The organism is Pseudomonas fluorescens (genome assembly GCF_902497625.1).
In the GTDB taxonomy this organism is placed as follows: domain Bacteria; phylum Pseudomonadota; class Gammaproteobacteria; order Pseudomonadales; family Pseudomonadaceae; genus Aquipseudomonas; species Aquipseudomonas fluorescens_BQ.
Window position 1 is genome coordinate 1 of sequence record NZ_CABVGX010000028.1, and the last position, 14557, is coordinate 14557.

Genomic DNA, 14557 nt, shown 5'->3' on the forward strand with positions numbered 1-14557 from the left:
GGGGCTTGCCTGTGGTGAGGGGCCTGCCTGTGGTGAGGGGGCTTGCCCCCGTTGGGCTGCGTAGCAGCCCTAAAATCCTCGGGCCGCTGCGCGACCCAACGGGGGCAAGCCCCCTCGCCACAAAGGCCTGAAAGAACACAGTAAAACGTGCGCGATTCAACTTGCCCCATCCCGCGCCGACAAACTGGCAATATCAAGCCTTTCGAAAGCGGAGATAACGGACATGTCCCTACGCACCCTGCTCACTACTTTGCTGCTGACCTGTAGCTTTTCGGTCATGGCCGCCACCGAGATCGTGCCACTCAACTACCACACCAGCGCCGACATGCTGCCGATGGCGCAGGATTTCATTGGAAAGGATGGCCAGGTCAGCGCCTACGGCAATCAGCTGATCGTCAACGCCGATCAGCGCAAGATCGACGAACTTAAGGCCCTTGTCGCCCAACTCGATACCGCACCAAAGCGCCTGCTGATCACTGTCGACACCAATGAAAACAACGTTCAGGGCGATCAGGGCTACTCGGTGAATGGTGCCAGACCGAGCCAGACCCGAATCATCAATCGCAGCACCAGCAGCCGTGACGGCGGCATTCAGCAAATCCAGGCCAGCGAAGGTACGCCGGCGCTGATCCAGGTCGGCCAGAGCGTGCCGCTCACCAGCAGCCGCACCGATTCCTATGGCGATCTGCAAAGCCAGACCGAATACCGCAACGTCACTCAAGGTTTCTATGTCACCGCCAGCGTCACCGGCGACATCGTCCACCTGTCCATCAGCACCAATCGTGACCGCATGAGCCAGGAACGTCCTGATGTAGTGAACGTGCAAAGCACCGACACAACCGTCACCGGACGCCTCGGCGAGTGGATCATGCTGGCTGGCGTCAATCGCCAGACTCAGGCCGACAAACAAGGCCTGACCCGCAGCTACTCGACTCAGGGACGGGACGACATGACGCTGCGAGTGAAAGTCGACACACTGGACTAAACCTCCAAAAACTGACCGACAAGTCGTATTAGACCAAAGATGTAGTGCTTGAAAAAAAGCACTACAAAACGTTTGACGATCTAAAAAAGCAAGGGCATGATGGCCTCGCTCCCGCTAATCAGGGGCCCTGGCAAGGGCCTTCGAAGCGATGCTCGCACCTACCCCGCGAGCCGTTTCGTGTCTGTACCGCCCACAAGGTGTGTTTGACGAGGTTGCCGACTGGAACGAAGTTGTCCCGAGGGACGGAAGCGTAATTAGGTAACCCGGCTCCACGCTGATGTTTGCATCAAGGCCCACGACGCCCGCATGCGCTCGCCAGTTCGCCCTTACCTGCTCACTTCCCCTCGAGCCCATCGTTCATCCCGTCGCCACCCCCGCCGAATCCGACTTGACCGCCTAAGCTTCTGGTCAGCGAGCGCATAGCTTCCACCGCAGAACCACTTCCATACAAGACGCGACGAGGTTTTTCCCCATGGCACTGACACGCGAACAGCAAATTGCAGCCCTCGAAAAAGACTGGGCTGAAAACCCGCGCTGGAAAGGCGTGACACGCGCTTACTCCGCTGCCGACGTCGTCCGTCTGCGTGGCTCGGTTCAACCTGAGCACACCTTTGCAAAAATGGGCGCCGAGAAGCTCTGGAACCTGGTCACCCAAGGCGCCAAGCCGTCCTTCCGTCCTGAGAAAGATTTCGTCAACTGCATGGGCGCCCTGACTGGCGGCCAGGCTGTACAACAAGTCAAAGCCGGTATCCAGGCGATTTACCTGTCGGGCTGGCAGGTTGCTGCGGACAACAACTCCGCCGAATCGATGTACCCGGACCAGTCGCTGTACCCGGTGGACTCGGTTCCAACCGTGGTCAAGCGCATCAACAACTCGTTCCGTCGTGCTGACCAGATCCAGTGGAAAGCTGGCAAAGGCCCGGGCGACGAAGGCTACATCGACTACTTCGCTCCAATCGTAGCTGACGCTGAAGCCGGTTTCGGCGGCGTACTGAATGCTTACGAGCTGATGAAGAGCATGATCGAAGCAGGCGCCGCCGGCGTTCACTTCGAAGACCAACTGGCTTCCGTGAAAAAATGCGGCCACATGGGCGGCAAGGTACTGGTTCCTACCCAGGAAGCTGTACAGAAGCTGACCGCTGCCCGTCTGGCAGCTGACGTTGCCGGCACACCGACCATCATTCTGGCGCGCACCGACGCTAACGCGGCAGACCTGCTGACGTCCGATTGCGACCCGTACGACCAGCCGTTCGTGACTGGCGAGCGTACTCAGGAAGGCTTCTACAAAGTGCGCGCCGGTCTCGACCAGGCCATCGCTCGCGGCCTGGCTTACGCGCCGTACGCTGACCTGATCTGGTGCGAAACCGCCAAGCCGGATCTGGACGAAGCTCGTCGTTTCGCCGAAGCGATCAAAAAGGAATACCCGGACCAACTGCTGTCGTACAACTGCTCGCCTTCCTTCAACTGGAAGAAAAACCTGGACGACGCGACCATCGCCAAGTTCCAGCGCGAACTGTCCGCCATGGGCTACAAGCACCAGTTCATCACCCTGGCCGGCATTCACAACATGTGGCACAGCATGTTCAACCTGGCGCACGACTACGCCCGCAACGACATGACGGCCTACGTGAAACTGCAAGAGCAAGAGTTCGCTGACGCTGCCAAGGGTTACACCTTCGTGGCTCACCAGCAGGAAGTGGGCACCGGCTACTTCGACGACATGACCACTGTAATTCAAGGTGGCTCGTCTTCGGTAACCGCGCTGACCGGTTCGACTGAAGAAGAACAGTTTCACTGATTGGCATAGCCTGAACAAACGGCCGCTGCGGACCGAATAAAAAGCTAACCGCAACGCCGCACATCTGACGCCCCGACTGGTTCGGGGCGTTTTTTTTCCTGCGATTCGGTGGACGCCATCAACCCCTGCAGGAGTCAAAGGCTGCGAATCGCCTCAGCGCCTGTTCGGCAATGCATCGCGGGGGACCAACGCTGTTCTTGCCGCAACCAGAAGGCAACTTCCTCCAAACAGAATCGCCACCAGACCATAAAGACTCCAGCTCAGCTGGAAGCCGACCCCGGCGATCAATGATGCGCCCACCCCTACGGACACCATCCTCGCGCCTGCCAGCACAGTCGGGATAAGGGAAAAGAGGCTGGCTTGGGTTTGCAAGGTGGTTTTCTCAGAGATCAGCGCGCTGATGTAAGTGATGCTGAGAATCTCACCCAGCGTCCAGAAGAAAACGAAGGCCAGGATCAGCACTGTTTGCTCAAAAAAAGCGTAGGCGCCGAATCCCACACCGTAACAAATCGCCGCCAGCGATAAATTTGAGAGCGCACCGAAACGGGACGTCAGCGCTATCAGTGGCTGCGTCAACAGGATGACCAGAAATGCGTTGACGATACCGACAGCACCGAACAAGCCGGCAGCCTTCCCCTCCGTCACCAGATCGAGCCATAGTGGCAACTGGTACTCACGCTGCGCATCCAACACGGACAGTGCAAAAAACATGGCGCCGGCAATCAACACGATCCTCGGCACATCGACCATCGCACCGAGGGAAACTCTCCCGGTCTGAGGGGCAGCTTTCTGGCCCTCCGGCAGCGTCAGAAATACACTGGCGAGCACGCACGCCACGCTTACGGCCATTGCAAACTGAATCAGGTAGAGGCTGTCGAGACCCAGCAAATACCCCCCCACCACGAACAGCAGCCCGCCGCCCAGGTTGCTGGCCAGATGCAAATAACCAAAAGAAGCAATGCGGTTGTTTTCATTCGCCGCCAAGGATGTGAGGACACTGAATACCGGCGTAATCATCCCCGCGCACAGCATGAACATCAGCACCAAAGCAATGGAGACAAACGATGAGCTGAACAACGAAGCGAGCAGCAAGAAAAACGATGAACAGGAAGAAGTCCAGACTAAAAGCGCCCGGAAGGAACAGCGACCGACCAGCGCACCACCCAGCAGATTGCCCACCAGGTAGAACGCTGACATCAGCGTGATCATCCATGCGACCGTTGCACTGTCGAATTGATAGTGACGCTGGAAGAACAGGGCTGCGAAAGGTCCCAACGCGTTGGCCATGACGAACATCAACCGGAGTAAAACGATATTGCGCATGCCTGCTGCCAGAGGGGTCCCGAGTAATCTCTTCACTTTTTGGATCACCTAGCCGTTATGCGAATGCGCAGCGCTGGCAGGGGCACTGCCGCTACTGAGGAAATAAGTCACCTTACCTAACAAAAAAGTACAATCACATTCGGAAATCCATCGCTCAAACGCTTAAAGGAAAAATCCTTAACGCCCGGCAGAAAGCTCTGTAGGACCGGTCTGGAAATCAATCAGACGTTTATGGAACGAATTAATCAGTTCTCACAAATCGCCCCGAAACCAGATAGGCAACACCGCCCACAGTCATCGTGGATGACGGGGGCCGACCTGGTTATTGATGGAGGGTACAGCTGTATATGAAGGCTTGACCTGCCTGTCTGCGACTTGCAGTAACCGCTATATAAGACAACTTCCCACTCAATCGCCCGTTAAACACTTTGAAAATCGCCACAAACAGTATTGATTATCATTTAGCCTCAACTTTGTTCGTTACATTTGCCACAAAACAATATTGATGAAATGCCGGCTAATGCCCGCATCGCATGGTCTGCGGGGTTTTCGGGGGGTGGTATGTCCCTAATCTGCCAAATAATTTCGCTATCTGAATTTTACTTGCAGGGTGTTTAGCCATAAAATCAGCGTGATTGATTGCTGCGACATATCGTCACTGCTTTGTTCTATTCAAGCTCAGAGACCTTTGCTCTCTGTTAAGGATTATCAGCATGCCCGAAGCGACAGGACTCATGGCCCACAACTGGGGCTTTGCCATTTTCCTTCTGGGCGTGATCGGCCTGTGCGCCTTCATGCTGGGCGTCTCCAGCCTCCTCGGGTCAAAAGCCTGGGGTCGCAGCAAAAACGAACCGTTTGAGTCGGGCATGCTACCTACAGGTGGCGCCCGCTTGCGGCTCTCTGCCAAATTCTATCTGGTCGCGATGCTCTTCGTGATCTTCGATATCGAAGCCCTCTTTCTCTTTGCCTGGTCTGTGTCCGTCCGCGAAAGCGGCTGGACCGGATTCGTCGAAGCTCTCGTTTTCATAGCAATTCTGTTGGCAGGTCTTGTCTACCTGTTCCGAGTGGGCGCCCTTGACTGGGCTCCGGAAGCTCGTCGCAAGCGGCAGGCGAAGCTGAAACAATGAGGCTTTGGCGATGCAATACAATCTCACCAGGATCGACCCCGATGCTCCTAACGAGCAGTATCCGATTGGCGAGCGGGAAACCGTTTCCGATCCGTTAGAAGATCAAGTCCACAAAAACATTTTCATGGGCAAGCTCGAAGACGTGCTTAACGGCACGATCAACTGGGGGCGCAAGAACTCCCTGTGGCCGTACAACTTCGGTCTTTCGTGCTGCTACGTGGAAATGACCACCGCCTTCACGGCGCCCCACGACATCGCGCGCTTTGGCGCCGAAGTTATCCGGGCATCACCGCGTCAGGCGGATTTCATGGTTATCGCCGGTACCTGCTTCATCAAGATGGCGCCGATCATTCAGCGTCTCTACGAGCAAATGCTCGAGCCTAAATGGGTGATTTCCATGGGTTCGTGCGCCAACTCCGGTGGCATGTACGACATCTACTCCGTCGTTCAAGGGGTGGACAAGTTCCTGCCCGTGGACGTCTACGTGCCTGGCTGCCCGCCCCGCCCTGAAGCTTTCCTGCAAGGCTTGATGCTCTTGCAGGAGTCGATTGGACAGGAGCGTCGTCCGCTTTCCTGGGTCGTCGGCGATCAAGGCGTGTACCGCGCCGAGATGCCTTCGCAAAAGGAACAGCGCCGCGAACAGCGTATCGCAGTCACCAACCTGCGCAGCCCCGACGAAGTCTGATCCAGTCCTGCTTCTTTTATAGAACGAGAACCTGGCTTCATTCTTTACGTTGACCGAAAGCGATAAATAACCATGACTACAGGCAGTGCTCTGTACATCCCGCCTTACAAGGCAGACGACCAGGATGTGGTCGTCGAACTGAACAACCGTTTTGGCCCCGAGGCGTTCACCGCCCAGCCGACCCGTACCGGCATGCCGGTGCTGTGGGTTGCCCGCGCCAGACTCGTCGAAGTCCTGACGTTCCTGCGTAACCTGCCCAAGCCGTACGTCATGCTCTATGACCTGCATGGCGTGGACGAGCGTCTGCGCACCAAGCGTCAAGGGCTGCCGAGCGGCGCCGACTTCACCGTGTTCTACCACCTGATGTCGATCGAACGTAACAGCGACGTGATGATCAAGGTTGCCTTGTCCGAGGGCGACCTCAGTGTGCCGACGGTGACCGGCATCTGGCCGAACGCCAACTGGTACGAGCGTGAAGTGTGGGACATGTACGGGATCGACTTCAAAGGTCACCCGCACCTGACCCGCATCATGATGCCGCCGACTTGGGAAGGTCACCCGCTGCGCAAGGACTTCCCTGCCCGCGCCACCGAGTTCGATCCGTTCAGCCTGACCCTGGCCAAGCAACAGCTCGAGGAAGAAGCCGCGCGCTTCAAGCCTGAAGACTGGGGCATGAAGCGTTCCGGCGCGAACGAAGACTACATGTTCCTCAACCTCGGCCCGAACCACCCTTCCGCGCACGGTGCGTTCCGTATCATTCTGCAGCTGGACGGTGAAGAGATCGTCGACTGCGTGCCGGACGTCGGTTACCACCACCGTGGTGCCGAGAAGATGGCCGAGCGTCAGTCCTGGCACAGCTTCATCCCGTACACCGACCGGATCGACTACCTCGGCGGGGTGATGAACAACCTGCCGTACGTGCTCTCGGTCGAGAAGCTGGCCGGCATCAAGGTGCCCGAGAAAGTCGACGTCATCCGCATCATGATGGCCGAGTTCTTCCGGATCACCAGCCACCTGCTGTTCCTGGGAACGTACATCCAGGACGTCGGCGCCATGACCCCGGTGTTCTTCACCTTCACCGACCGCCAGAAGGCGTACACGGTGATCGAAGCCATCACCGGTTTCCGTCTGCACCCGGCCTGGTACCGCATCGGTGGCGTTGCCCACGACCTGCCGCGCGGCTGGGAAAAACTGGTTAAAGATTTCGTCGAGTGGATGCCAAAGCGTCTGGACGAATACCAGAAGGCCGCACTCGACAACAGCATCCTCAAAGGCCGGACCATCGGCGTCGCCGCCTACAACACCAAGGAAGCCTTCGAATGGGGCGTCACCGGTGCAGGCCTGCGTTCGACCGGTTGCGATTTCGACCTGCGTAAAGCGCGTCCTTATTCCGGCTACGAGAATTTCGAATTCGAAGTGCCGCTGGCCGCCAATGGCGATGCCTATGATCGTTGCATCGTCCGCGTCGAAGAAATGCGCCAGAGCATCAAGATTATCGAACAGTGCATGCGCAACATGCCGGAAGGCCCGTACAAGGCGGATCACCCGCTGACCACGCCGCCGCCGAAAGAGCGCACGCTGCAGCACATCGAGACCCTGATCACGCACTTCCTGCAAGTTTCGTGGGGCCCGGTCATGCCGGCCAACGAATCCTTCCAGATGATCGAAGCGACCAAGGGCATCAACAGTTATTACCTGACGAGCGATGGCGGCACCATGAGCTACCGCACCCGGATTCGCACCCCAAGCTTCCCGCACCTGCAGCAGATCCCTTCGGTGATCAAAGGCAGCATGGTCGCGGACTTGATCGCGTACCTGGGTAGTATCGATTTCGTTATGGCCGACGTGGACCGCTAAGCATGAACAGCACGCTTATCCAGACAGACCGCTTCACCTTGAGTGAAACCGAACGCTCGGCCATCGAGCACGAGTTACATCACTACGAAGACCCGCGCGCGGCGTCGATCGAAGCCCTGAAGATCGTCCAGAAAGAACGTGGCTGGGTGCCTGACGGCGCGCTCTACGCCATCGGCGAGATCCTCGGCATTCCGGCGAGCGACGTCGAAGGCGTGGCGACCTTCTATAGTCAGATCTTCCGTCAACCGGTCGGCCGCCACATCATTCGCGTCTGCGACAGCATGGTCTGCTACATCGGCGGCCACGAGTCCGTGGTCAGCGAGATTCAGAGCAAACTCGGCATCGGCCTCGGCCAGACCACCGCCGACGGTCGTTTCACCCTGCTGCCGGTCTGCTGCCTCGGCAACTGCGACAAGGCGCCGGCGTTGATGATCGACGACGACACATTCGGTGATGTGCAGCCTGCCGGCGTTGCCAAACTGCTCGAGGGCTACGTATGACCCTGACTTCTTTCGGCCCGGCCAACCGCATCAAGCGTTCGGCCGAGACCCACCCGCTTACCTGGCGTCTGCGTGACGACGGCGAAGCTGTCTGGCTCGACGAGTACCAGGCCAAGAACGGTTACGCCGCTGCGCGCAAAGCCTTCGCCGACATGGCGCAGGACGATATCGTCCAGACCGTCAAAGACGCCGGCCTCAAAGGTCGCGGCGGTGCTGGCTTTCCCACGGGCGTGAAGTGGGGCCTGATGCCCAAGGACGAATCCATCAACATCCGCTACCTGCTGTGCAACGCGGACGAGATGGAACCGAACACCTGGAAGGACCGCATGCTGATGGAGCAACTGCCCCATCTGCTGATCGAAGGCATGCTGATCAGTGCTCGCGCGCTGAAAACCTACCGTGGCTACATCTTCCTGCGTGGCGAATACACCACCGCCGCGAAGCACCTCACCCGTGCCGTGGAAGAAGCCAAGGCTGCAGGCCTTTTGGGCAAGAATATCCTGGGATCGGGTTTCGATTTCGAGCTGTTCGTCCACACCGGCGCCGGGCGTTACATCTGCGGTGAAGAAACCGCACTGATCAACTCCCTCGAAGGCCGCCGCGCCAACCCGCGCTCCAAGCCGCCCTTCCCCGCCGCCGTTGGCGTCTGGGGCAAGCCGACCTGCGTGAATAACGTTGAAACCCTGTGCAACGTGCCGGCGATCATTGCCGACGGCGTGGACTGGTACAAATCGTTGGCCCGTGAAGGCAGCGAAGACATGGGCACCAAGCTCATGGGCTTCTCCGGCAAGGTCAAGAACCCGGGCCTGTGGGAATTGCCATTCGGCATCACCGGTCGCGAATTGTTTGAAGATTACGCCGGCGGCATGCGCGACGGCTTCAAGCTCAAAGCCTGGCAGCCAGGCGGCGCCGGCACCGGTTTCCTGTTGCCGGAACACCTCGACGCACAAATGTACGCCGGCGGCATCGCCAAAGTGGGCACTCGTATGGGTACCGGCCTGGCCATGGCGGTGGACGATAGCGTCAACATGGTGTCCTTGCTGCGCAATATGGAAGAGTTCTTCTCCCGTGAGTCGTGCGGTTTCTGCACCCCTTGCCGTGACGGATTGCCGTGGAGCGTCAAGCTGCTGCGTGCGATCGAGAACGGTGAAGGCCAGGCCGGCGACATCGAGACCCTGCTGGGTCTGGTCGGTTTCCTCGGCCCGGGCAAGACCTTCTGTGCTCACGCACCGGGCGCCGTGGAGCCGTTGGGCAGCGCAATCAAATACTTCCGCCACGAGTTCGAGGCCGGCATCGCGCCAACACGCGCGGGCGATCTCAATCAAGTGGTCACGCCGACCATGGTCGGCGCGTAAATGCTTAACCAGGCGTAGGGTCCGTGCCCTGCGCCTGCTCGTTCGATGACGCCTTCATGGGCTGTTTTGATTCGCACGAACAACAAGATTCCATTAGCCACGCCCGCTGACACCGGGCCAACGAAGAACTTTGAACCATGGCCACTATCCACGTAGACGGCAAAGAGCTCGAAGTCGATGGGGCAGACAACCTGTTACAGGCATGTCTGTCGCTAGGCCTCGATATCCCTTATTTCTGCTGGCATCCCGCCCTTGGCAGCGTTGGCGCTTGCCGCCAGTGCGCGGTCAAGCAGTACACCGACGAGAACGACAAGCGTGGTCGGATCGTCATGTCCTGCATGACGCCGGCCACCGACGGCAGCTGGATCTCCATCGACGACGAAGAGGCGAAAGTGTTTCGCGCCAGCGTCGTCGAATGGCTGATGACCAACCACCCGCACGACTGCCCGGTCTGTGAAGAAGGCGGTCACTGCCACCTGCAAGACATGACGGTGATGACCGGCCACAACGAGCGCCGTTATCGCTTCACCAAGCGCACTCACCAGAACCAGCAACTGGGCCCGTTCATTTCCCACGAGATGAACCGCTGCATCGCTTGCTACCGCTGCGTACGCTTCTATAAAGACTACGCCGGCGGCACCGACCTCGGTGTATTCGGCGCCCACGACAACGTGTACTTCGGTCGCGTTGAAGACGGCACCCTTGAAAGCGAGTTCTCCGGCAACCTCACCGAGGTCTGCCCGACCGGTGTGTTCACCGACAAGACTCACTCCGAGCGTTACAACCGCAAATGGGACATGCAGTTCTCGCCGAGCATCTGCCATGGCTGCTCCAGCGGTTGCAACATTTCCCCGGGCGAGCGCTACGGTGAACTACGTCGAATCGAAAACCGTTTCAACGGTTCGGTGAACCAGTACTTCCTGTGCGACCGTGGCCGTTTCGGCTATGGCTACGTCAACCGCGAAGACCGCCCGCGTCAGCCTCTGCTGGCCAACGGCGCCAAGCTGAGCCTCGACGAAGCGCTGGATAAAGCCGCTGACCTGCTGCGCGGTCGCAACATCGTCGGTATCGGTTCGCCGCGCGCCAGCCTCGAAAGCAACTACGCGCTGCGTGAGCTGGTCGGTGCCGAGCACTTCTACTCCGGTATCGAAGCCGCTGAGCTGGAGCGCATTCGTCTGGTCATGCAGGTGTTGAAAGACAGCCCGCTGCCAATCCCGAACATGCGCGACATCGAAGACCACGATGCAATCTTCGTCCTCGGTGAAGACCTGACCCAGACCGCTGCGCGTATGGCGTTGTCCCTGCGTCAATCGGTCAAAGGCAAAGCCGAAGACATGGCCGACGCGATGCGCGTTCAGCCGTGGCTGGATGCCGCAGTGAAGAACATCGGTCAGCACGCGCTGAACCCGTTGTTCATCGCCAGCCTGGCTGAAACCAAGCTCGACGACATTGCCGAAGAATGCGTTCACGCCGCGCCTGACGACCTGGCCCGCATCGGTTTCGCCGTGGCTCACGCCCTCGACGCCAGCGCCCCGGCCGTTGAAGGCCTCGACGCCGAAGCCGTTGAACTGGCTCAGCGCATCGCCAATGCCCTGCTGGCCGCCAAGCGTCCGCTGATCATTGCTGGCACCTCGCTGGGTTCCAAGGCACTGATCGAAGCCGCTGCCAACATTGCCAAGGCCCTGAAGCTGCGCGAGAAGAACGGTTCCATCAGCCTGATCGTGCCAGAGGCCAACAGCCTCGGCCTGGCCATGCTCGGTGGCAACTCGGTCGACGAAGCGCTGCAGGCCGTAATCGATGGCAAAGCTGACGCCTTGGTGGTGTTGGAGAACGATCTGTACACCCGTACCGACAAGGCGCTGGTCGATGCTGCCCTGAACGCCGCGAAAGTGCTGATCGTCGCCGACCATCAGAAGACGGCCACCAGCGACCGCGCGCACCTGGTTCTGCCCGCCGCGAGCTTCGCTGAAGGCGACGGTACGCTGGTCAGCCAGGAAGGCCGCGCCCAGCGCTTCTTCCAGGTATTCGATCCGAAATACATGGACGCAAGCATCCTGGTTCACGAAGGCTGGCGCTGGCTGCATGCCCTGCGCGCCACCCTGCTGAATCAGCCGATCGACTGGACCCAACTGGACCACGTCACCGCTGCCGTCGCTTCGAGCACGCCGCAACTGGCGCGCATCGTCGACGCGGCACCGTCCGCCGCGTTCCGCATCAAGGGCATGAAACTGGCCCGTGAACCGCTGCGTTACTCCGGTCGTACCGCCATGCGTGCCGACATCAGCGTGCACGAACCGCGTGTTTCGCAAGACAACGACACCGCGTTCAACTTCTCGATGGAAGGCTACTCCGGCTCGGTCGAACCGCGTCAGCAAGTGCCATTCGCCTGGTCTCCGGGCTGGAACTCGCCACAAGCGTGGAACAAGTTTCAGGACGAAGTCGGTGGTCACATCCGCGCTGGCGACCCGGGCACCCGCCTGATCGAAAGCAACGGTGATGCACTGAGCTGGTTCGCTGCTGTGCCGCGCGCATTCAACCCGGCACCGGGCACCTGGCAGGTGGTGCCGTTCTTCCACCTGTTCGGCAGCGAAGAAAATTCTTCGAAAGCCGCACCGGTTCAGGAACGCATTCCGGCCGCTTACGTGTCGCTGGCCAAATCCGAAGCCGATCGTCTGGGCGTCAATGACGGTGCGCTGCTGAGCCTGAACGTTGCCGGCCAGACCTTGCGTCTGCCGCTGCGCATCAATGAAGAGCTGGGCGCCGGTCTGGTGGCATTGCCTGCGGGCATCGCCGGCATTCCACCGGCGATCTTTGGCAAATCCGTTGACGGTCTGCAGGAGGCAGCTCAATGACCTGGTTCACGCCTGAAGTGATTGACGTGATCATCGCGGTTCTCAAGGCCATCGTGATTCTGCTCGCCGTGGTGGTGTGCGGCGCGCTGCTGAGCTGGGTCGAGCGTCGTCTGCTCGCCCTCTGGCAGGACCGTTACGGTCCGAACCGCGTCGGCCCGTTCGGCGCGTTCCAGATCGCGGCCGACATGATCAAGATGTTCTTCAAGGAAGACTGGACGCCGCCGTTCGCCGACAAGATGATCTTCACCCTGGCACCGGTTGTGGCGATGAGCGCCCTGCTGATTGCCTTCGCGATCATCCCGATCACCCCGACCTGGGGCGTGGCGGACATCAACATCGGCATCCTGTTCTTCTTCGCCATGGCCGGTCTGTCGGTCTACGCGGTATTGTTCGCCGGCTGGTCGAGTAACAACAAGTTCGCCCTGCTGGGCAGCTTGCGGGCCTCCGCGCAAACCGTGTCGTACGAAGTGTTCATGGGCCTGTCGCTGATGGGCATCGTGATCCAGGTTGGCTCGTTCAACATGCGCGACATCGTTGAATATCAAGCGCAGAACCTGTGGTTCATCATTCCGCAGATCTTCGGTTTCCTGACTTTCTTCATCGCCGGCGTCGCCGTGACTCACCGTCACCCGTTCGACCAGCCGGAAGCGGAACAGGAACTGGCCGACGGTTACCACATTGAATACGCCGGCATGAAATGGGGCATGTTCTTCGTCGGCGAGTACATCGGCATCGTGTTGATTTCGGCGCTGCTGGTGACCTTGTTCTTCGGTGGCTGGCATGGCCCGTTCGGCATTCTGCCGCAGATCCCGTTCATCTGGTTCGCGCTGAAAACCGCGTTCTTCATCATGATCTTCATCCTGTTGCGCGCCTCGATTCCGCGCCCACGGTATGACCAAGTGATGGATTTCAGCTGGAAGTTCTGCTTGCCGCTGACCCTCGTCAACATGCTGGTGACCGCTGCGATCGTGTTGCTCAACACGCCCGCCGTCGCGGCTCAGTGAGGATAGAGAATCATGAAGTACATAATTGACATCGTGCATGGCTTCTTCACCCAGCTTCGCAGCCTGGTGATGATCTTCGGCCACGCCTTCCGCAAGCGTGACACGCTGCAGTACCCGGAAGAGCAGGTTTACCTGCCGCCGCGCTACCGTGGCCGTATCGTCCTGACTCGCGATCCCGACGGTGAAGAGCGTTGTGTAGCCTGCAACCTGTGCGCCGTGGCCTGCCCTGTCGGCTGTATCTCGTTGCAGAAAGCTGAAACCGATGACGGTCGCTGGTACCCGGAGTTCTTCCGCATCAACTTCTCGCGCTGCATTTTTTGCGGCCTCTGCGAGGAAGCCTGCCCGACCACCGCAATCCAGCTGACACCGGATTTCGAGATGGCCGAGTTCAAACGTCAGGACCTGGTGTACGAGAAAGAAGATCTGCTGATCTCCGGCCCCGGCAAAAACCCTGATTACAACTTCTATCGTGTTGCAGGTATGGCGATTGCCGGGAAGCCGAAAGGCTCCGCGCAGAACGAAGCCGAACCGATCAACGTGAAGAGCTTGCTGCCTTAAGGAAGAAAGATGGAATTCGCTTTCTATTTCGCATCGGGTATCGCTGTGGTGTCCACGCTTCGCGTGATCACCCACACCAATCCTGTGCACGCCCTGCTCTACCTGATCATTTCGCTGATCGCCGTGGCCATGACGTTCTTTGCCCTCGGCGCACCGTTTGCCGGTGTCCTGGAAGTAATCGCCTACGCTGGCGCCATCATGGTGCTGTTCGTGTTTGTGGTGATGATGCTGAACCTCGGCCCGGCCTCGGTTCAGCAAGAACGCGTGTGGCTCAAGCCCGGTATCTGGCTCGGCCCGGTGATCCTTGGCACTTTGCTGCTGGTTGAACTGCTGTACGTGCTGTTCAGCGACCAGAGCGGTCAGGCCATCGGCCACACCACCGTAGACGCCAAGGCCGTGGGCATCAGCCTGTTCGGCCCGTACCTGCTGGTGGTCGAACTCGCCTCGATGCTGCTGCTGGCGGCAGCGGTCACGGCGTTCCACCTGGGCCGCAACGAAGCCAAGGAGCAATGA

At 59.2% G+C, this 14557-nt stretch carries 12 protein-coding genes; 11 read left to right on the forward strand and 1 reads right to left on the reverse strand.

The features are described from left to right. The first annotated feature begins 223 nt into the window (after positions 1-223). Both F8N12_RS17415 and aceA read left to right on the forward strand, forming a co-directional pair. A complete protein-coding gene (locus F8N12_RS17415; RefSeq protein ID WP_150581567.1) occupies positions 224-985 on the forward strand; it encodes a secretin N-terminal domain-containing protein in 762 nt (253 codons plus the stop codon). Positions 986-1457: 472 nt separating this feature from the next. Next, positions 1458-2783, forward strand: a complete 1326-nt coding sequence (aceA, locus tag F8N12_RS17420) for an isocitrate lyase (RefSeq protein WP_150581568.1) — start codon at positions 1458-1460, stop codon at positions 2781-2783. A 153-nt stretch (positions 2784-2936) separates the two neighbouring features. Here the strand turns inward: aceA and F8N12_RS17425 are convergent, their stop codons facing one another. Further along, positions 2937-4106, reverse strand: a complete 1170-nt coding sequence (locus F8N12_RS17425; RefSeq protein ID WP_150581569.1) for an MFS transporter — start codon at positions 4104-4106, stop codon at positions 2937-2939. A gap of 713 nt (positions 4107-4819) precedes the next feature. Here F8N12_RS17425 and F8N12_RS17430 point away from each other — a divergent pair. The 9 genes from F8N12_RS17430 (at position 4820) to nuoJ (ending at position 14557) form a co-directional block, all read left to right on the forward strand. Then, positions 4820-5233 carry an NADH-quinone oxidoreductase subunit A gene (locus F8N12_RS17430; protein WP_077045930.1) on the forward strand — a complete coding sequence of 138 codons (414 nt, stop codon included), beginning with the start codon at positions 4820-4822 and terminating at the stop codon, positions 5231-5233. Between the two features lie 10 nt (positions 5234-5243). After that, entirely contained in the window at positions 5244-5918 is a 675-nt protein-coding gene (locus tag F8N12_RS17435) for a NuoB/complex I 20 kDa subunit family protein (protein WP_008146035.1), read from the forward strand. Between the two features lie 72 nt (positions 5919-5990). Beyond that, the gene (nuoC, locus tag F8N12_RS17440) at positions 5991-7775 is read left to right on the forward strand and encodes an NADH-quinone oxidoreductase subunit C/D (protein WP_150581570.1); all 1785 of its coding nucleotides are present in this window, start codon (positions 5991-5993) and stop codon (positions 7773-7775) included. Between the two features lie 2 nt (positions 7776-7777). Next, complete coding sequence (gene nuoE / locus F8N12_RS17445; RefSeq protein ID WP_008020715.1) at positions 7778-8275, forward strand: NADH-quinone oxidoreductase subunit NuoE; 498 nt, start codon at positions 7778-7780, stop codon at positions 8273-8275. After that, positions 8272-9630 carry an NADH-quinone oxidoreductase subunit NuoF gene (nuoF, locus tag F8N12_RS17450; RefSeq protein WP_150581571.1) on the forward strand — a complete coding sequence of 453 codons (1359 nt, stop codon included), beginning with the start codon at positions 8272-8274 and terminating at the stop codon, positions 9628-9630. The genes nuoE and nuoF overlap by 4 nt, the downstream gene beginning before the upstream one ends. Before the next feature lie 137 nt (positions 9631-9767). Further along, positions 9768-12482: an NADH-quinone oxidoreductase subunit NuoG gene (gene nuoG, locus F8N12_RS17455; protein ID WP_150581572.1), complete on the forward strand. Its 2715-nt coding sequence runs from the start codon at positions 9768-9770 to the stop codon at positions 12480-12482. Further along, the gene (gene nuoH, locus F8N12_RS17460) at positions 12479-13486 is read left to right on the forward strand and encodes an NADH-quinone oxidoreductase subunit NuoH (RefSeq protein ID WP_028623953.1); all 1008 of its coding nucleotides are present in this window, start codon (positions 12479-12481) and stop codon (positions 13484-13486) included. The genes nuoG and nuoH overlap by 4 nt, the downstream gene beginning before the upstream one ends. Positions 13487-13495: 9 nt before the next feature. After that, the gene (gene nuoI / locus F8N12_RS17465) at positions 13496-14044 is read left to right on the forward strand and encodes an NADH-quinone oxidoreductase subunit NuoI (protein WP_150581573.1); all 549 of its coding nucleotides are present in this window, start codon (positions 13496-13498) and stop codon (positions 14042-14044) included. Between the two features lie 9 nt (positions 14045-14053). Continuing rightward, on the forward strand, positions 14054-14557 hold the full coding sequence (nuoJ, locus tag F8N12_RS17470) for an NADH-quinone oxidoreductase subunit J (RefSeq protein ID WP_028623951.1): 504 nt from the start codon (positions 14054-14056) through the stop codon (positions 14555-14557).